18 protein-coding genes, 3 tRNA genes and 3 pseudogenes are annotated in these 18,352 nt (G+C 38.3%); 13 read left to right on the top strand and 11 right to left on the bottom strand.

From position 1 onward, the window contains the following. Window positions 1-63 precede the first annotated feature (63 nt). The 3 genes from BA81_RS17975 (at window position 64) to BA81_RS17965 (ending at window position 361) form a co-directional block, all read left to right on the top strand. Window positions 64-139, top strand: a tRNA-Lys gene (locus BA81_RS17975). 7 nt (window positions 140-146) lie between these two features. Then, a tRNA-Leu gene (locus BA81_RS17970) sits at window positions 147-229 on the top strand. 48 nt (window positions 230-277) lie between these two features. Continuing rightward, window positions 278-361, top strand: a tRNA-Leu gene (locus BA81_RS17965). 123 nt (window positions 362-484) lie between these two features. Here BA81_RS17965 and BA81_RS20120 read toward each other — a convergent pair. From BA81_RS20120 to BA81_RS17950, 3 genes and pseudogenes are all read right to left on the bottom strand, one after another. Next, window positions 485-571 (bottom strand): annotated as a pseudogene (locus BA81_RS20120) (hypothetical protein); the annotation flags it as partial. 291 nt (window positions 572-862) lie between these two features. Further along, window positions 863-1,498 (bottom strand): hypothetical protein, encoded by a 636-nt coding sequence (locus BA81_RS17955; RefSeq protein ID WP_034284115.1) that lies wholly within the window; start codon window positions 1,496-1,498, stop codon window positions 863-865. A gap of 144 nt (window positions 1,499-1,642) precedes the next feature. Further along, window positions 1,643-2,498, bottom strand: a pseudogene (locus BA81_RS17950) (DUF2935 domain-containing protein). Window positions 2,499-3,103: 605 nt separating this feature from the next. Here BA81_RS17950 and BA81_RS17945 point away from each other — a divergent pair. Then, entirely contained in the window at window positions 3,104-3,481 is a 378-nt protein-coding gene (locus BA81_RS17945) for a hypothetical protein (protein ID WP_034284113.1), read from the top strand. 367 nt (window positions 3,482-3,848) lie between these two features. Further along, window positions 3,849-4,052 carry a cold-shock protein gene (locus BA81_RS17940; protein ID WP_003214229.1) on the top strand — a complete coding sequence of 68 codons (204 nt, stop codon included), beginning with the start codon at window positions 3,849-3,851 and terminating at the stop codon, window positions 4,050-4,052. Between the two features lie 277 nt (window positions 4,053-4,329). On the opposite strand, the gene BA81_RS17935 is transcribed toward BA81_RS17940, so the two are convergent. Both BA81_RS17935 and BA81_RS17930 read right to left on the bottom strand, forming a co-directional pair. Beyond that, a complete protein-coding gene (locus BA81_RS17935; RefSeq protein ID WP_101677100.1) occupies window positions 4,330-4,791 on the bottom strand; it encodes a CarD family transcriptional regulator in 462 nt (153 codons plus the stop codon). Between the two features lie 327 nt (window positions 4,792-5,118). Then, a complete protein-coding gene (locus tag BA81_RS17930) occupies window positions 5,119-6,168 on the bottom strand; it encodes an NAD(P)-dependent alcohol dehydrogenase (RefSeq protein ID WP_034284110.1) in 1,050 nt (349 codons plus the stop codon). A 219-nt stretch (window positions 6,169-6,387) separates the two neighbouring features. Here BA81_RS17930 and BA81_RS17925 point away from each other — a divergent pair, with 219 nt between their 5' ends. Continuing rightward, the gene (locus BA81_RS17925) at window positions 6,388-6,789 is read left to right on the top strand and encodes a MerR family transcriptional regulator (RefSeq protein WP_008346757.1); all 402 of its coding nucleotides are present in this window, start codon (window positions 6,388-6,390) and stop codon (window positions 6,787-6,789) included. 43 nt (window positions 6,790-6,832) lie between these two features. On the opposite strand, the gene bglS is transcribed toward BA81_RS17925, so the two are convergent. After that, window positions 6,833-7,561 carry a beta-glucanase gene (gene bglS, locus BA81_RS17920; protein ID WP_025093569.1) on the bottom strand — a complete coding sequence of 243 codons (729 nt, stop codon included), beginning with the start codon at window positions 7,559-7,561 and terminating at the stop codon, window positions 6,833-6,835. Window positions 7,562-7,829: 268 nt separating this feature from the next. Between bglS and BA81_RS17915 the strand changes: the two genes are divergently transcribed. The 5 genes and pseudogenes from BA81_RS17915 (at window position 7,830) to BA81_RS17900 (ending at window position 12,171) form a co-directional block, all read left to right on the top strand. Then, window positions 7,830-8,405 (top strand): TetR/AcrR family transcriptional regulator, encoded by a 576-nt coding sequence (locus tag BA81_RS17915; RefSeq protein WP_227001702.1) that lies wholly within the window; start codon window positions 7,830-7,832, stop codon window positions 8,403-8,405. 79 nt (window positions 8,406-8,484) lie between these two features. Continuing rightward, window positions 8,485-9,924, top strand: coding sequence for a DHA2 family efflux MFS transporter permease subunit (locus BA81_RS17910; RefSeq protein WP_034284109.1), 1,440 nt, complete (start codon window positions 8,485-8,487; stop codon window positions 9,922-9,924). A 193-nt stretch (window positions 9,925-10,117) separates the two neighbouring features. Next, the gene (locus BA81_RS17905; RefSeq protein ID WP_034284107.1) at window positions 10,118-11,011 is read left to right on the top strand and encodes an alpha/beta hydrolase; all 894 of its coding nucleotides are present in this window, start codon (window positions 10,118-10,120) and stop codon (window positions 11,009-11,011) included. Between the two features lie 103 nt (window positions 11,012-11,114). Continuing rightward, window positions 11,115-11,243, top strand: a pseudogene (locus BA81_RS19495) (MmcQ/YjbR family DNA-binding protein); the annotation flags it as partial. A 166-nt stretch (window positions 11,244-11,409) separates the two neighbouring features. Continuing rightward, a complete protein-coding gene (locus BA81_RS17900) occupies window positions 11,410-12,171 on the top strand; it encodes an SDR family NAD(P)-dependent oxidoreductase (protein ID WP_034284105.1) in 762 nt (253 codons plus the stop codon). Window positions 12,172-12,469: 298 nt separating this feature from the next. On the opposite strand, the gene BA81_RS17895 is transcribed toward BA81_RS17900, so the two are convergent. The 3 genes from BA81_RS17895 to BA81_RS17880 are packed head-to-tail and all read right to left on the bottom strand — an operon-like array spanning window position 12,470 to window position 14,463. Next, complete coding sequence (locus tag BA81_RS17895; RefSeq protein WP_051627378.1) at window positions 12,470-12,826, bottom strand: hypothetical protein; 357 nt, start codon at window positions 12,824-12,826, stop codon at window positions 12,470-12,472. After that, window positions 12,811-13,668: an SAR2788 family putative toxin gene (locus tag BA81_RS19020; RefSeq protein ID WP_051627377.1), complete on the bottom strand. Its 858-nt coding sequence runs from the start codon at window positions 13,666-13,668 to the stop codon at window positions 12,811-12,813. The genes BA81_RS17895 and BA81_RS19020 overlap by 16 nt, the downstream gene beginning before the upstream one ends. 9 nt (window positions 13,669-13,677) lie before the next feature. Then, window positions 13,678-14,463: a S8 family serine peptidase gene (locus tag BA81_RS17880; protein ID WP_051627376.1), complete on the bottom strand. Its 786-nt coding sequence runs from the start codon at window positions 14,461-14,463 to the stop codon at window positions 13,678-13,680. Between the two features lie 267 nt (window positions 14,464-14,730). Between BA81_RS17880 and BA81_RS17875 the strand changes: the two genes are divergently transcribed. Next, a complete protein-coding gene (locus BA81_RS17875; protein ID WP_034284104.1) occupies window positions 14,731-15,879 on the top strand; it encodes a type II asparaginase in 1,149 nt (382 codons plus the stop codon). Window positions 15,880-15,914: 35 nt separating this feature from the next. Here BA81_RS17875 and BA81_RS17870 read toward each other — a convergent pair whose 3' ends face one another. Both BA81_RS17870 and BA81_RS17865 read right to left on the bottom strand, forming a co-directional pair. Then, the gene (locus BA81_RS17870; RefSeq protein ID WP_034284103.1) at window positions 15,915-16,808 is read right to left on the bottom strand and encodes an alpha/beta fold hydrolase; all 894 of its coding nucleotides are present in this window, start codon (window positions 16,806-16,808) and stop codon (window positions 15,915-15,917) included. 56 nt (window positions 16,809-16,864) lie between these two features. Then, window positions 16,865-17,317, bottom strand: coding sequence for a MarR family winged helix-turn-helix transcriptional regulator (locus BA81_RS17865; RefSeq protein WP_034284102.1), 453 nt, complete (start codon window positions 17,315-17,317; stop codon window positions 16,865-16,867). A 419-nt stretch (window positions 17,318-17,736) separates the two neighbouring features. Here BA81_RS17865 and BA81_RS17855 point away from each other — a divergent pair, with 419 nt between their 5' ends. Next, entirely contained in the window at window positions 17,737-18,342 is a 606-nt protein-coding gene (locus tag BA81_RS17855) for a TetR/AcrR family transcriptional regulator (protein WP_034284099.1), read from the top strand. Window positions 18,343-18,352 lie beyond the last annotated feature (10 nt).

The following is an 18,352-nucleotide window of genomic DNA, read 5'->3' as shown; positions in this document are numbered from 1 at the left end:
TCATGCGTTGGTTCGAATCCAGCTAGCCCAGCCATTTTTTATATGTTTTTCTGCATAGCAGATGAGCCATTAGCTCAGTTGGTAGAGCATCTGACTTTTAATCAGAGGGTCGAAGGTTCGAGTCCTTCATGGCTCACCATTGTCACGCGGGTGTGGCGGAATTGGCAGACGCGCTAGACTTAGGATCTAGTGTCTTTATGACGTGGGGGTTCAAGTCCCTTCACCCGCATTGTTTTTCCAAACAGTGCACTTATGAATATATGAGCACATCATACACGCGGTCGTGGCGGAATGGCAGACGCGCTAGGTTGAGGGCCTAGTGGGTGAATAACCCGTGGAGGTTCAAGTCCTCTCGGCCGCATCAATGATACCAAGGGTTGTAGACCTTTGGTATTTTTATTTTATATAACTTCTAAATAAATCTGTCCAAAATCTGTCCACTCACCGTAAGTAAGTGGACTTTTTTTGTTAGAGATCGATATTTTTATATAATGTCGTCCAATTTTTCAGCCATAGCCTTTTGTTTGTTAGGAAATAAGTGACCATATACATCTATTGCTGTCCGAATAGATGCACGTATCCCCCATCGAAGCGCCAATTTCAATAAGCTTCCTCCAGTCAGATAATCTGTTCTTTTTTGTTTTGTTTCTGGTAGGAGGAATGCTCCTTTCCTGGTTAGATCAGTCGGTTTTTTTACAGTGCGGTATAAAAATGTAGCGGCAACTTCATGAGGACTCGAAATAAAAAGGTACCGCAGCACAAGGATACCTTTTTAAGATCAGCATTTATTTTTAAAGACTACATACAAGCATTTTAATTGGCAAAGGTTGATTCCATGGAAATTTCATATCGTATCGACTGATTAATATGAAGATCCCTGACTCACTGATTGTGCAACAATCTGCCGTACTTCCCGAGCTAAATGTGTAGCATGTAAGGTAGCCTGCCAAATAACCGGACTAACTGCAGATTGACTGATGGATAATGCCTGTTGAGTGGATGGAACCATTGGACTCAGCAGTCTTTCTGCCTCGTCTACTGAAGATGCATATTGTTGGCCTGCTGCTCTTCGAAGGTCAGCTATCGCTGCAGGAAAGTTTGACCATAGACGAAGTATTGAATTCATACAGCCAATCATTAGAGCAAAATGAGGAGCTCGACCTTGTCCTGCGGCAAGAAGCTCAGCTGCACCTAAGGCAGAATAAACGTGATAACTCAATGGAGTTAGATATTTTGCGTGTACAATATGAAGCTCACGTAATCCCCAAGTATCTGGAAGGAATCTGAATTCTGAACTCATACCGCATCCAAGAGCAAGTGCTCTACTGACAACTTGCAGATGTTTCACTACGGTAGCCATCGAGCGTTGGAAAGAGGATGAGTGTACAGGGATATGTTGAATCGTAGATAAAAGGCTACGCATTTTTTCATTTGCCTGACTCAAATCAGGTTGTTGTCTAAAATTATAGAGATAATACGGATCAGAATAATAATACATATCTAAACTCCTTTTATTAAATGTCTTTTAGGAGTAGGTTATGCACCTAGATCATTCTTTGATAAGGGTATTCGTCTAATTTATCGATCACGCAGTCGGGGCAAGATGGATCAATAAAAAAATGCCTTCATTGAAATGAAAGGCTTAATAAGAAGATTCCATAGATTGTTTTTCTTTTAAACGCTTTTCTAATACATCTGTCATATATAGAAAGTGATTTGCTTCACGCAAAACATGATCTGCTAGTAGAGGATTGATCACATTTTTAATTTGACATGATTTAATCATCTCTAATCCTGCTTTTTTGAAGTTTCTAAGCTCTGTCGTAGCGTCCTCGCTATCATCATTGAGTTTAGCAATAATAGGGTATGTTGGTTTTTTTCTAAACAACATGGATTCAACATCTCTAGCCTGATTAAGCAAAACCTCGAAATTATCTCCAAATTCACTAGCTTTATGAACAAGTTTACGTTCGGATTGGTCTAATAGTGAGGCAATAAATCTGGAATGTTCCATCATAATTCTCAGCCAGAAAACATTTTCACTAATAATGGCGTCTTGAATAGGGTCAAGTATGCCTTTGTTAAATTTTTGAAGTGTTCGCACGAAATATTCTGCTTCACGAGCGATGTGATCAACCAGCAATGGAAAGTTAAACCCTGAAACCTTGCAGTTAATGATCAATATAAGTAAATTTCTTTTGAAATTTCGAAAACCATATGCTAGATCAATACTATCTTCATTCAGTTTACGTACAGCTTGAACATTGTTAGGCGTTTTATAGGCTCGTTGTTCTAGTTGTTCAAAATAATAATGAAAACGGTCTGTTTGTTGGATAAACTGTTTATCTTTACGATTAAATCCTTCGCCAAGAAATAAAGCATGTTCTTTCATAATACGCAGCCAGAACTTATTTTCAATTAATGAACGTTCAATAAATGTTTGTTCTGTTAAGGATTCAGATGGTGCGTGCTGCTAATCTTTCTGGTGGTTCCAACATAGGATTATTCGATTGATACTCCTGATCTAGAAATTGATTGTTCATGTCATCCCCCTATAACTTATATTTGTCTAGAAATATATGAGGCATTGAATCTAAGTATGTGGGATGGTGGAAATAAAGACTTTTAAATTCGGGTTTATGTGAATGTGAAAGAAAAGGTGAAAACGGAATTTAGAGAGTTCAATGAAAGGAAGATTGGTATCGGTTCACAAAGTTGAGGGCCTAGTGGGTGACTAACCCGTGGAGGTTCAAGTCCTCTCGGCCGCATCTAAGAAACCAAAGGTTGTAGACCTTTGGTTTTTTTATCCTCTAAAGTATAGTTGCCAGTCATGATGCGGTTGTTGTCCATAAGAACATCATGAATAAATTCTTTTATTCAGCTTCTAGCTTCCTTTCATTTTTTATATTGTTAAATAAAGGTTTCGATGAGATAATTTGATAAAATGGAATTAAGTTGCATAAGGTCAACTTCAAAAAATTTATAAGCTCATGACCAATTCATGATTATCCAGAAAATACAGCGATTTGTGTCAACATAAAAATTGGTTGACTAAATTAGCCTGTCCCTATAAAACTATTCAATATGAAAAAGGAGTTATAGCATGATAAAAAGGTTTTCTCTAGTTTTACTTACTCTAATGATGTCTATAGTTGTTATGCTAGTGGCTGCCCAAAATTCCCCTGGAGATAATGTCATTTCATTTGATCAGCCTCGCATCTTAATAATATCAATTGGAATAGTGGTTTTTTTATTCATTCCTCCGTTGGTGATGTCTTTTTTCAGTAACTTGATTGTGAGAACTATATCTGGTGTATACCAATGTTTTATTGTTCTCTCTTTTCTGGTACTAATTCCAATAGGATTTTTTATTCCAGATGGCTTTTTGACAATTGTTGTTTCTATCGCAGGAACTTTAGTCAGCGTAGCTAGTCTTATAGTAACTTTAATAATAGATAGGAATAAAAATGTTGAATATTAGCTGAAATAGAAATGACATCAATTTTCTAAGAGTACAGTAATGTTTTCGTTATTACCACTTTTAAATAATACTGACAGATGTCTGAAAAATGGAATGACGTTATGAACTTGTTTATTCCTTTCGAGATTGAACGTCCATTTTGTAGAAAAAATTATCTTAAAGTCAGAGAAGAACAAAATTATGTGGGATCGTTGATTTTGTTCTTTTAAATCCTAAATTGCAATTATTTCCGATTCATGTTACAATAAGAATAATTATTTTTGTTCGGCGTAAAGGATAGCATGAAGAAAGACTTTTCGTCTTGAGGATACTTTGGGCAAGGATAGTATAATACATTGTGTGGTATACGCACGAGGAGGCAACAAACATGGAACAAGGTACAGTAAAATGGTTTAACGCAGAAAAAGGTTTTGGATTTATCGAACGTGAAGAAGGCGACGATGTATTCGTACATTTCTCAGCTATCCAAGGTGACGGATTCAAATCTTTAGACGAAGGTCAAAAAGTAACATTTGACGTAGAGCAAGGTTCTCGTGGAGCTCAAGCTGCTAACGTTCAAAAAACTGCTTAATCTTCATCCTTTTAAAACAGGTTCTCTGTAGAGAGCCTGTTTTTTTATGCTTTCACGCATTTTTTCAATAAAAAACCCTACTCAGCGTACAAGTAGGGAGGTGTTACAAGGTAATCGTAAAAAAATTCATGCTTCAAAGGTTTATCAACAGTATAGCATATTGGATTTACAATATGCGGAATTTGCCTAAATAAATTCTTTTTTTCTTTAATAAATTGAAGGATGGACATGTTCGTAGAGAACTTGTATTCAAAAATGGTGAGTGTGGAAGAGGTTCTTAACAGAAACTTTTGATTTGTTTTTCTGTAATTCCTTTGATGACTTCTAATTCACTTAGCAAAAATTCATGGGCATCATCCAGCATTTTCTTTTCACTTGCATTGAGTGCTTTCTCTTTCCTCATACGCATCAGATCACGCACAACTTCAGCACCTTCTTGGATGTTACCCGTTTTTATTTTGTTTGTGTTAATTGTATGCCGTTCTTTCCATGTCAGTAATTGATCTGATTTGCCATGCTGGAAAATGTGCATTACATTCTTTAAAGCCAGTATATCTGTAACAGGTCTAATACGTGAACCTGACATTTTCCGTGTTGGAATCATTACTTTCATATGACTGATTGACATTTTAATCACATAATACTGTTGTTTTTCATCAGAGAATTCTTTTTCTTCTATGGCTTCAATTATACCTGCTCCGTGCATTGGATAAACAATGTTATCACCAATTTGAAACATATCATCCACCTCCATATAATGTATCTACTTTAAGGGTACCACACTTAGAGGTTAAATAATCAAATTTTTAATAATAACATGTTTATTTATTTGTTGTCAATAAATTTTGTTCTAAAAAAGGGAGGTTATTTTGTGGGAATTTTGGATGTGATTTTTTTCATTTGAACATATCCTCCTCGCTATAAGAAAAACAGGATATCCACAATAACAGCTCGGGTGCCAGCCTTTATATCCGTATCAAGTCATTGAAACGTAAACAGCTGTTTATGAGGAAATCATGTTAAAAAAAGACCAGCCATTGAGCTAGTCTTTCAAAAAAGAATCCGATCATAATGTCGAAATATCAATCACAAACCGGTAACGAACATCACTTTTCAGCACCCGTTCATACGCTTCATCAACTTGATTAGCGTTGATCACTTCAATTTGTGGCGCAATGTTATGAGCAGCTGCGAAATCGAGCATTTCTTGTGTTTCTTGGATGCCGCCAACGAGTGAACCAGCTATGCTGCGGCGGCCGGAAATTAATGAAAAGACGTGGAATTGATCCGGCTTAGGCGGTGCACCGACGTTCACCAAGGTTCCATCTACACGGAGTAAGGACAAATAGGCATCCACATTAATGTTGGCAGAGACCGTATTGAGAATAAGGTCATACTGTCCGGCTAGTGTCTGAAACGTATCAGGATCACTTGTAGCAAAATAGTCTTTTGCGCCAAATGACAGTGCCTCTTCTTTTTTATTCAAAGAGCGGCTCAATACCGTCACATCAGCGCCTAGAGCACTCGCGAATTGAATAGCAACATGACCGAGCCCGCCCATTCCGACAATCGCAACCTTTTTGCCAGGGCCTGCCTTCCAGTGCTTTAATGGAGAATAAGTTGTAATGCCAGCACAGAGAAGAGGGCTTGCGGCATCAAGGGGCAGTTGATCAGGAATGCTGACGACAAATCGTTCAGTCACGACAATTTTTTGACTGTAGCCGCCATAAGTCGGTTCCCCGTCATAGTCACGGCTGTTATACGTTTGGACGACCCCTTTTGTGCAATACTGCTCGTCTCCATTTTGACAATACTCACAGGTGCCGCAGGAATCCACAAAGCAGCCAACGCCTACACGGTCTCCGATCTGAAACTTCGTCACATCATCCCCTACAGCTGTAACGACCCCAGTGATCTCATGACCTGGAACCATCGGGAAAATGCCGCCGCCCCATTCATCAAAAGCGCTGTGGATATCTGAATGACAGATCCCGCTAAATTGAATATCAATTAAAATATCATGTGGACGAAGCGCTCTTCTTTCAATGGTCGTCCGTTCAAAATTCGCTTTTGCATGTGATACAATTAAAACGTTTGATTGGTGCGTCTGACACATTCTTGATCATCCTTTCAAAAATAAGATTCGATTCTTTCCTCTATACTGTACGTCTTAAAGTGAACTATAAGTCAACAGAAAACCTTCTGTAATAATAAATCCAGGCTGTTACAACATTCTTGATATCAAGAATTGAGCCAAAAGCATCTTGCTTTCTTTTTCAAAATGGAGATGATGAGGAAAGGGAGATCGGAAGGTAAGAGAAAGAAGGAGGGCACAATGAAAATAGCACAAGCAGCAAAACAGCTTGATTTATCCACTGCGACACTTAGATATTACGAAAATATTGGTTTGATTAGGGAAATCAAACGTGATGATCATGGGATTCGTGATTATACAGAGGATGATCTTCAATGGATCGAATTTATCAAGTGTATGAGAAATGCAGGGCTCTCGATTGATGCGCTTAGAGAATATACAGCCTTATTTTTTGAGGATGATGATCATACGTTATCTTCGCGAAAAAACATTTTGGTCAATGAACGAGAAAGACTCGTTCAAAAACAAAAGGAAATCGAAGAGACCATTAAACGATTGGATTTCAAAATAGAAAGTTATGAAGATATTATCCACAATCATGAGAAAAAACTCGCTCATCAGCTGAAAACTCATTCTAATTAAACGAAGAAAAACCTGTGAAAAATCACAGGTTTTTTTGATAGAGTTATCTTTTTGTGTAACGCACCCAGTTATAATGTGCGTGGAGCGGGGTAACACCGTTGTAGGAGCCGAGCCATTCATCGACACCTGCACCATTCCACAGGTTCATCATAATTTTCCCTGGTGTTTGAGGAATTTGAGTGGTGGCGGTATGTTTTAATTGTCCATCGACATACCATTTGATAGAGTTTGGCTGCCAGTCAAATGCATACGTGTGATAAGAGTTCGCTGCATCGAAACCAAGGTTGACGATCTTTTCATGATTTCCTACACCATTGGTATAGTAGTTAAACTGTACCTTTGTCGTGTCTTTTCCTAGAAATTCAATGTCAATCTCATCCCAAGGCGTACCATCAGTCGGTCCCGTATAAGTGAAGAAAGAAGAGACGATCCCCACATTTTTGGCTGGCTTCATGTTGACTTCATATAGCCCATAGCCGTACGTTTGAACGGAGCGGTTTTCTCCGCAGTCAAATTTATTATAGGCGGGACTTGTGAGCGATAAACGCATTTCACCTGATGAGGTCATCGACACGTTATTTGCACGCCACGTACAGTTAAACATGTTTCCATTCGAGTATCCATCGGCTTTTTGCCATAACCCCGTATTATAGTTGTTAAAAGGTTCATAAAACGATCCACCCGTTTGTGCCGAGGCACCCGCTGTAAATGTGGACAAACTCAAGACTAATCCAGTGACAAGCAGCATCAACATTCGTTTCATACGGTACATATTCGCATTCTCCTCTCCTTTTATGGAAGCGCTTTCTTTATTGATCATACATGATTCTTTCAAAAGGGAAAATCCGTCTAAATAATGATAAACAGTGTGCATTATTTAATAGAATTGAAAGAAGGATCATAAGTAAAAAATAATGATTGACATTGCGGACAGTTGTCCGTAAGATAATATCGGGACAATTGTCCTAAGAAAAACCTAAAGTGTTTTGATTTAACACATAGAGATAAGTGTCATGTGGATGAAGGTAAAGAAGGTGAGCATGGTGGAAAAGGATATTGGGGAGGAAATTGAAGAGATTGCTTTCTCCTTATTTCAAGAATTTGGTGTAGAAAATGTCAGCATGCATAAAATTGCGAAAACAGCTGGTGTTGGGCAGGGTACTCTTTACCGCCGCTACGCCAATAAAAGTGATTTGTGCCTTTCTATCCTTGGGGAGAGATTTGAACAGCTGATCCCAGCTTTGCATCTTTACTTGAGCAAAATAAGTGATCAGCCGGTCCGTGAACGTTTGTGCTACGTTCTTGAAGAAATTCATCTCATCGTCGGTCACCATTTAGACTGGATTCGGATGCTCACAATCTCTGGGAGTTTAGAGCAGACAAGTAAAGTGTATGAGAGTCATTACAGTCAATCACTTAGACAAATCATTCGTGATTTGCTTGAAGAAGCGAGAGAAAAGGGAGAAGCGAACATACAGGACATAGAACTGACAACGTTATGTATGTCCTCTCCAATGACGCCTGAGCTCATGTTTTATATACATGAATCCGGCTATTCAATCGAAAGAATCGCTCAATTTGCTGCAGAAAAACAGATTTTATCCGTCTTTCAATAGACATGAAAGTGGCTCATTTCTGACCACCCTGACTTCCTAAGGTTCATCTAAATTGAAAAAGAAAAGGAGCCAACTTAATATGAACAAACAGAAAGCAGCAGCTTCTGACATTCGAACGCTGCCCATAATTATTTCTTTTATCACGGCTGGATTTATTGGCCTGTTCAGTGAAACGGCATTAAACATGGCGCTGAGAAGTTTAACGTTAGACTTTGGAATTGAAGCGACGACTGCTCAGTGGCTGACAACAGGATATTTATTAACACTTGGTATTCTCGTACCGATTTCAGGACTCATTCTTCAATGGTTTACGACAAGACAGCTTTTCATTACATCGCTTGTCTTTTCGATCATCGGAACATTTATTGCGGCGGTTGCGCCGGTCTTTAGTATTTTAATGGTAGCACGTGTCGTGCAGGCAGTCGGTACAGCATTGCTTCTGCCATTGATGTTTAATACGATTTTGGTCATCATCCCGCCTCATAAACGAGGCAGATCGATGGGGATTATTGGTCTTGTGATCATGTTTGCACCAGCAGTCGGTCCAACCGTCTCCGGTCTTATTCTGAAATCGCTGACGTGGCATTGGATTTTCTGGATTTCACTTCCTTTATTAATGGCTGCACTCGTATTTGGTTTTATTTTTATGCAAAATATTACAGAACCAACAAGACCGAAAATCGACATCTTATCAATTGTGCTTTCAACCATTGGTTTCGGCGGAATTGTGTATGGCTTTAGCAGTGCCGGTGAAGGCGGCGGCTGGAGCAGTATGCATGTCATCGTTGCAATTGTAGTTGGTGTCATAGGAATCCTTGTGTTCTCTTTAAGACAGTTGAACATGAAAGAACCAATGCTGAACTTAAGCCCGTTTAAATATCCGATGTTTGTCATTGGGTTGCTTCTAATTTTAGTGTGTATGATGGTGATGCTGTCTGCTATGATGATTTTGCCATTGTATCTGCAAACATCCTTGGCGCTTTCTACATTTACAGCAGGTTTAATGCTGTTGCCAGGTGGAATTATCAACGGACTCCTATCTCCAATCATGGGTGGTCTATTTGATAAGTTTGGTCCAAAATGGCTTGTCATTCCAGGTCTTGTCATTGTCGCAGCGACGATGTTTGGCTTTACGAATCTAAGTGTGAATACGTCGATTGGATTCATTGTCACCCTTCATATTACATTAATGATCGGAATCGCGATGATCATGATGCCTGCTCAAACAAATGGATTGAATCAGCTGCCGCCAGAGCTATATCCGCATGGTACAGCGATTATGAATACATTGCAGCAAGTGTCAGGAGCCATTGGTACTGCGGTCGGTATCTCGATCCTTTCTTCAGGCGCCCGCAGCTTTATGGAAAATGTGTCTGATCCCGCAAATCCGGTGAATCAGCTGCTCGCCTTTACAAATGGCGTCCAGCATGCATTTATCTTTGCAGTAATCATGACCATCGTTGGTTTAATTATTGCTTTCTTCATTAAACGAGTGAAGGTAGAACAGCAAGTATCATAAGAGAAATCAAAAGCACTGAGGACATAGCGCCGCAGTGCTTTTTTATTTGCTCAATGCTTGTTTCAAAGAGAGGGAAAAAGGGGAGATAGGTAAAAAGTGAACCAATATAAGTTGCTGTTGATTCGGTAGGAGGAAAAGAGGAAAAGGAAACGAATGAGTAACTAAGAAATGAATAAGATAGGAGTCTGAGATCATGAACTTAGAAGAACAAATCAAAATCGCTGCTTCATTACGCCAGCCATCTGAAGGTTCATTAGCGAGTCAATCGGAACTAAAGCCAGTAAATCCTCCTGAAGTGAACAAAATGGAATATGACATTCCAACAAGTGCTGGCGAAACAAAGGTGTGGGTATTTAAGCCAGTGAACACACAAAAACAGCTGCTTCCTGTTTTTGTAAATTTACATGGCGGCGGATTTATCATGGGCAGTGCTGAAATGGATAATCCCTGGTGTCCAGTCATTGCAGACCGGGCGCAATGTATCGTCGTCAATGTCGAGTATCAGCTTGCACCCGAGCACCCTTTCCCAGCCGCTCTTCATGAATGCTACGATGTAATGAAGTGGCTGTATGAACATCCTGAGGAGCTTCAAATCGATCGGAATGCATTAGCCATTGGCGGACATAGCGCAGGAGGAAATTTGGCAACGGCTGCTTGTCTATTGAATATTCAAAGAGGAAATACACTCCCAATTGCCTATCAAGTGCTTGATTATCCGCCGCTTGATCTAGCCACTGATCCAGCACAAAAGCCAGCGTTTGAAGAAGCGATCCCAGTTGAATTGGCGAGACTCTTTAATTCCTTCTATCTGCAAGGCCAAGATCCGCACAATCCGCTCGTTTCTCCGGTTTTTGCAGATCGTTCATCCTTAGCACAAATGCCTCCAGCTCTCGTCATCACAGCAGAGAAGGATTCGCTGGCTGAAGAAGCCGAGCAATATGCTGCCAAGTTAAAAGAAGCTGGGGTAGACGTCACGTACAAACAATTTAAAGGCGTTCCACACGGCTTCACGCACGCCGGAGATTTAGCCATAGCTGAAGAAGCTTGGCATCTGATGGGGGATCAATTAAAGAAGGCGTTTGAATAAGAAAAGTAGAGTGATTCAAAAGCACAGGAGACAATGGGCCTGTGCTTTTATTACTGTTTCTGAAAAAGAAAAGTGAATGTAAAAAGGGTCAGATATCTTTCCTCAAGGAATTATCCCTGGCTACTATATGAATAAGACTCATTGGAATTCCATTTACCTTGATGCAGACATTCCATCCTCATTTGTAGAGGAGTTAATCGAACATTCCTACCAATTGGTTTTTCAAAAATGAACAAAAAAATCTCAACATGATATCCTCCAAAATGATTCAAAAGGAAATGACTGAGGAGCTGTCCTAAGTTAGACATGCTGCCCTTTGACTCTCTTCAAAATTGACTTGAGCGAAACGCTGTCGTTATAATTTAACCAGTTAGAAGACGCGAATAGGGGGATTTAAAATGAGTTATACAGTCATTACAGGAGCAAGCTCAGGTATTGGATATGAGGCGGCTCTCGCCTTTGCAGCACGAGGGAAAAATCTTATATTAGCTGCACGCCGGCTCGATAAACTCCAAGAATTGAAAAAGAAGATTCATGATCAATATCCCAATATCAAAGTAGTCATACAGTCAGTCGATTTAACAAACATAGAGCAAGTGTATTCATTTTATGAGTCATTGTCTGATTATGAACTGGATACGTTCATTAATAATGCAGGGTTTGGTCACTTTGGCTCTATAGGAGAACAAGATTTAAGTAAAATTGGGGATATGCTTCATCTGAATATCGAAGCATTAACGATTCTATCCACCTTATTTGTCCGTGATTATGAGCAAGTAGAGGGAGCGCAGCTCATTAACATTTCTTCACGAGCTGGCTATACAGTCGTCGGCAATGCCGTCACCTATTCGGCCACGAAGTTTTACGTGAGTGCCTTTACCGAAGGACTGGCACTAGAGTTGAAAGGAAAAGGAGCCAAATTACAGGCGAAAATATTAGCACCTTCCGCGACAGAATCAGAATTTGCAAAGCGTTCATTGGATGTAGACGAATTTGAATATGAAGGCAATTTCAAGAAATATCATACATCAAAAGAAATGGCAGCTTGTCTGCTTGAGCTTTATGACAGTGAAAAAACAGTCGGTATTGTGGACGGAAAGACATTCGAATTTGAATTAAAAGATCCGATCTTTTCACATGCTGGTACAAGTATGAAATAACGATTCCCATCACTGAGGTAGATTTCCTTAGTGATTTTTTTATGGCATGATTGACTGTGTGTACAAGCATAGGAGGGGATCTGGTGACGTATGTAACAAGTGGAGAGGTATGTCAGCTACCCTTACCAGATTAACAGTGATCACTGCACTGAAAGATGTCTGCTGGGTCAAGCGTATTTGGATCACTGAAAACGCCTAATAAAAACAACCTACACATTAAATGCTTTTTTGCTGTAGTAAAGACATATATTAAAATATGAAAACCACTCAGAATAAAACCTGAGTGGTCTTTGTCCATTTAAATGTCATTAAAATCTAATCCAAGATTCTTTTTCATTTGAATCTCTAAGTAATCTCTTTTTAAAAATTTTCCGTTTCGAAATTCTGGAGAAAAGATTTGAGGATTGAACAATTCTAGTCCGTTTTCAATCCAATGTTTTCTCCAAATGATATGGGATTTTTCAACAATTTCTTGGTCTGTTAACCCTTCATGATCAAATTCATCACAATCAAAATCATCTACTCCGAACTCAAAACCGCAACATGGACAAATCTCGTTACTACCTGCAAAATCGGAATAGTAAGGTCTTTCTTCTAATTCATTATAGCCACAAATTAAACAAACGTTTTTATTCATTTCTACTGGTCCTTCCAATAATTAATTCCTCTTTTAGGCTTGAAAAAAGTGATAATGACATCTTTATCTTTTTGTTTCTCTACAGATAAAAATTCATTTGTTTTTTTATTATATTTATAATAACGGTGTTTACCATTAAATTTTTTCTTGCTTTTCTTTTCTAAAATATTGTTGCTCTTACTTGCTCCTAATAGTTTGCGTGCTTTATTTAAATACTCAGATTTGGTAATGTTACCAAATTCTTTTTTGTGTTTCTTATAATGATAGTCTAGTCGTGACATACTCACTTTTTTGACTGCGTTTGAAGTAGTGGTTTTCTTACCATGTTTTTTAACAGCATTTTTAACAGCAGTTTTACCAAACTTCTTTATTGCTTGGTTAATTCCAACACGAGCAATATAGATTGCTACGACTACTAAAGGATACCATGATGCTTGAATTTGTGAGTCACTTACTGTGTACTCCTCGCCAGTTTCAATATCCACTAATAAGAGATGAGGGTCGCTTTTTTCAGCAACATCAATATCTGCTATTTCAAAATTATATTTTACAGTCTCTTTTGTGTCTTCATCAACAATTTCAGCCTCAACCATTGGTAATTGTTCTGATTCTTGAGATAAAATCACTTTACTGTTGATCAATAAATTTTCGTTTTCAACACTTACTTCAAGTTCCTGTTCATTATTCGTGTTTTTTATGACCTCTGTACTATGCAATTCTCCCGTGTTTTGTAGAGTGTTAATAGCATTTGAATTAATTTCGTCATGTTCATTTGAATTCATAGTCGCATTAGAAATGCTAGGTCCAATAATTGAAAATATCATTACTAAACATATTACTTTAATAATATTCTTAAACATCATATACTCCTAATTCTTATTTAATAATAGGCCATAACCATAGGTTGAATCTCGTTCGTCATTATTCAGCGTTTGAGTTTTCTGTTTTAATCTGTGAAGAATATCTTTAAAAGGTAGCGAAAAGTCATCTGGTATTAGCTTGGAAATATACCCTGTAGCATTTGCTGTAGCAAAAGAAGTACCGCTTAAAACTTTAACTTCAGCCAATTTTTTTATTTTCACTGTTTCTACATCTACACCAAGAGAAACAAAGTCGATTTTTCCTTTAGCTGCAAATTTATATATCTTATTTTTAGAATCAACAGCAGAAATAGAAATCACGTTATTATAACGAGCAGGATAATCACTTTTTAAACCAAATTTATTACCTGCAGCAGCTATAATTAAAATATTATGACTAACGACTTCGTCAATCTTTTTTTTAAGTTTTACATTATTCTCAGAAAGACCAAAACTCATATTGATGAGATTCACTTTGTTTTCAATACACCAATCTAATGCTTTGATTAAAGTTTCTACACTTGTGTTTCCATTCTCGTCTAAAATATTTCCATCATAAAAATCTATGTTCTCATTGTTTTTATTAATAATTTCAGCAATAGCAGAACCATGTCCGAAAGAATCCATCACTGTCTGTTTATTATCAAAGCGCTTTATAACAGAAACATCAACATGATTTACGTCAATACCGCTATCTATGACTGCTATTTTAATGTTGTGATCACTTTTAGGTATGTAAATGAAAACAATTGTGAATATGATGAACAAGAAAAGAAAAATAAACTTTATTTTCATATTACCTCCTTTATAGTATATTCTACTCACGTAATTAACTTTTTCCATATATAAATAATTTTGTTAAGGTAAATTTAAGGTTAATTAGTTTATTTTTATAATTTTGTTTATATTTTAAAGTAACTCATTAAAAATATAAAGATTATTCCCAGCATTTGGTTCTATATCTTTTGCCTCATGCCGATGAATGAAGGTATGGTATAAAGTAAAGCCTATAGAAAGAGATTTAGCCATGAAATCCATCAAATGAGGAAAAGAGATGATCCAATGAACATGACAAAATGGTTAGGTGCTGTCCTTCTTTCTGTTTTATTACTGGTGACAGCAGCCTGTGCGAACACGGGCACTCAAGAGAATAGTCAAAATGAAAAAGAGAACGTATCGAGTGAAACAAAAGAGAAAAACAAGGTCGTTGAAACAGGGAATAAGTCCTTATCAAATATTAAGGTATTAGCCACAGGCGGGACGATTGCTGGCAGTTCAGACAGTGATACAGATACGACGGGCTATAAATCTGGTTCACTCGGCATTGATAAAGTCATTGCTTCCGTTCCACAGCTGAAGGATATTGCAAATGTCACGGGTGAGCAGGTTGCGAATGTCGGCAGTGAAAATGTTGATAACGCTCTTCTTTTAAAATTAGCCAAGCGAGTGAATGAACTATTAAAAGATGATCAAGTTGATGGCATTGTCATCACGCATGGAACAGATACACTTGAAGAAACAGCTTACTTTTTACATCTGGTTGTTAAAAGTGATAAGCCTGTGGTGGTCGTTGGCTCAATGAGACCAGCATCGGCAATCAGTGCGGATGGTCCGCTTAACTTGTATCATGCGGTGAAAATTGCATCAGCCAAAGAAGCAAAGGGCAAAGGGGTCATGGTCACATTAAATGACCGAATTGCATCAGCTCGATTTGTTACAAAAACAAACACGACCACAACCGATGCCTTCAAGTCACTTGAGCAAGGATACATCGGAGAAGTTACTGGTGAAGTGGTGTCCTTTTATAACGAACCGACAAGAAAACATACGACTGAAAGTGAATTTGATGTATCAAAGATAAAAGAATTGCCGCAAGTTGATATTTTATACGGCTATCAAAATGATCAAAAATATATGTATGATGCCGCAGTCAAAGCAGGTGCGAAAGGAATTGTCGTGGCTGCAGCAGGAAATGGAACGATGTCTACAGAAGCCATCAAAGGGGCAACAGATGCAGTGAAAAAAGATGTGGTTGTTGTGAGATCAAGCCGTACGGGGAATGGAATTGTCACCCGCGAAAAAACGGATGATGAACATCACTTTGTGTCCTCTGATTCATTAAACCCGCAAAAAGCACGTATTCTGCTCATGCTGGCACTGACGAAGACAAAAGATCCAGTTAAAGTGCAAAGGTATTATGAACAGTATTAATGAAGAAAAAGACCCAAGTCATATTGGGTCTTTTTTTATGCATGTTTCTGATGTTCAGCACGTTCCTTTAAAGAGAGTAAAATATCTCGCCAAATATCGTCTATATCAGTAAGAAAGTGCCCCGCTTGATCTATATAATGGGTTTTGACGTTTGGAATCTCCTGAGCTATTTTTTCTATTTCTACAAATGGAGCCATTGTATCTTCTTTTCCATGCCATACATCAACAGGGATTTGAATATCTTTCATATCGAATGCCCATGGTTTTGAGAGTAAAATGGGTTCACGAATACATTCATCCACTGATTGACGAGTCGCTTCGTGTAAATGTGTCATCATCATCTCTAACTGCTCATCGGTTTGAAGGAATTGCCGATCCCATGGATGTAAATGCTTGTTCCCGTTTTTGGCCAGTTTTTTAAATTTCTCTGGTTTGTTCTCAATCATTTTTTTCTGGGAACGGTAGCTTGCTTTCAATAGCCAAGGAAACTTCTTACTAAGGAAAAAGGCTAATTTATTTTCTTTTAGCATACTTTTCGGCGGTTTTCCGCCTTGAAAAGGGGTTGTACTTGAGATCAGAGCGGCTGAAAGGACGCGATCCGGCAATTGATAGGCACAACCAGCTGCGAATGCGCCGCCTCCAGATACACCCATCACTGAAAAATGTTGAATGCCAAGATCATCTGCCACTTCCAGCACGTCTTTTGCCCAGTCTAAAATTGTGCGGTCAGGTAGAGGGGTGGATAAACCGAATCCAGGTCGATCCAAACAGATGAGACGAATGCCGAGCTCTTGAGAGATTGGATCATCATTTAAAAACATCACTCTTGATCCAGGTGTTCCATGAAAAAAGAATACTGGAAACCCTTCAAGATCACCGTATTGAGTCAAACCGATGTGACGGCCATCTTGTAAATGAATGCTTTGCATATTTTCACCTCCTTAATAGTTTAGATAACTTAAATGTCAGTGAGAGAAACACCGTATTAAGGCGCTTCTTTTGCAATCTGATAGATTTTTTCGTATAGAGATAGTAATGTTTTTAAATCTTCTTTTGGAAGCTTTGCATAATATTTTTGAATAAGGTGCAATTGAATGTCTTCCGTATTCTTGTGGTAGTCATGGCCCTTTTGAGCAAAGTCAACAATGATTTCTCTTCGGTTATGTGGATTAATTTCTCGTTTGACATAGCCGAGCTGCTCAAGCTTTGATACAAGCTGGCTAGCTGCGCTGGCAGAAATCGAAAAGTAATCAGCTAATTCATTGATTGTTCTCGTTTTCGTGCGCAGCAGCTCAAGCGTCAGCTCTTGTTTGGCTGATAAATCTGCATACTCATGTTTTAAAAATCGTTGATACTCTTCTACATAAATTGAGCCTAGAGCATTCGAGTATTCAATGATCTTTTTACCGTAATGAATGATTTCCTCATCCAATGACATCACCTCTCTTCTATTATAGGCAATCTTTATATTTAAGTGGAGTTAAATATAAAGAAAAGTTAAATGAATGACGGATATATTTGAAAGGAGATCACCGGTATATCCACTTTTTCATCAAAAAGGGACATAGTATACTTCACATGACCCCTGCACATTCATAAAATGTGGTTGGTTTGAATTTGAACACGTAGTACGCCAAAGCAGCCATGAAAAGGTCGCAGAAGAAAAATACATATAAGTCCTTTTTGGTGATAGCGCAAATGACTGTTCTGTTTGTTTTCACATGAATCACTCCTTATGAAGTCGATGACCTTTTCATTGTATTATAAGGAAAATCCATTTATAATTAAAAATAAACCAACTGGTCGGTTTTATTTAGTCTGCATGAAGAAATGCAGGGTAGAAAGGGATTGTGACACATGACAAGTACACAAAGCGGGGCTGGAAAGAGTGAGAAGACGAAGCAAAAAATCGTCACCGCTTCTCGTGATTTATTTGCGAAAAAAGGTTATTCAGAAACATCCGTGCGTGATATTTTAGAGGCTGCTGAGGTGAGTAAAGGCAATCTCTATCATCATTTCAAAGGAAAAGAGTTTTTGTTTCTTCATATTATGGAAGAGGATCATCGTTTGATGATGGAAACGTGGCAAGAGGAGAAGAAAACACTGAACCGAGCTATCGACAAGCTTGCCGGGTTTGCAGAACTGCTCAGTCAAATGGGCATTAACTACCCATTAATGAGAGCGAGTGAGGAATTTTGTGCCAGTGCCTTTACATCAGACGAAGTCATGGAACGGCTGAACAAGATTGATGTCGATTTTGATGATGTGATGAGAGATATCTTACTTGAAGGAAACAAAGATGGCAGCTGGTCAATCCAGCATGTGGAGTCAAAAGTGAAAATATTACTTTCCGTTTTTTATGGATTAGACGTGTTATATAAAAATGACACCATCGAGCAGAAGAAAGAGTTACAAAAAGAGGCGATCTCATTGTTTATTCACGGAATCAACCATCATGAGTAACAAGTGAGTC

The sequence above is a fragment of the Bacillus safensis FO-36b genome, from assembly GCF_000691165.1.
Classification (GTDB): Bacteria; Bacillota; Bacilli; order Bacillales; family Bacillaceae; genus Bacillus; species Bacillus safensis.
The sequence above is the reverse complement of the archived record's forward strand: the minus strand, read 5'-3'. Positions and strand labels throughout refer to the sequence as shown.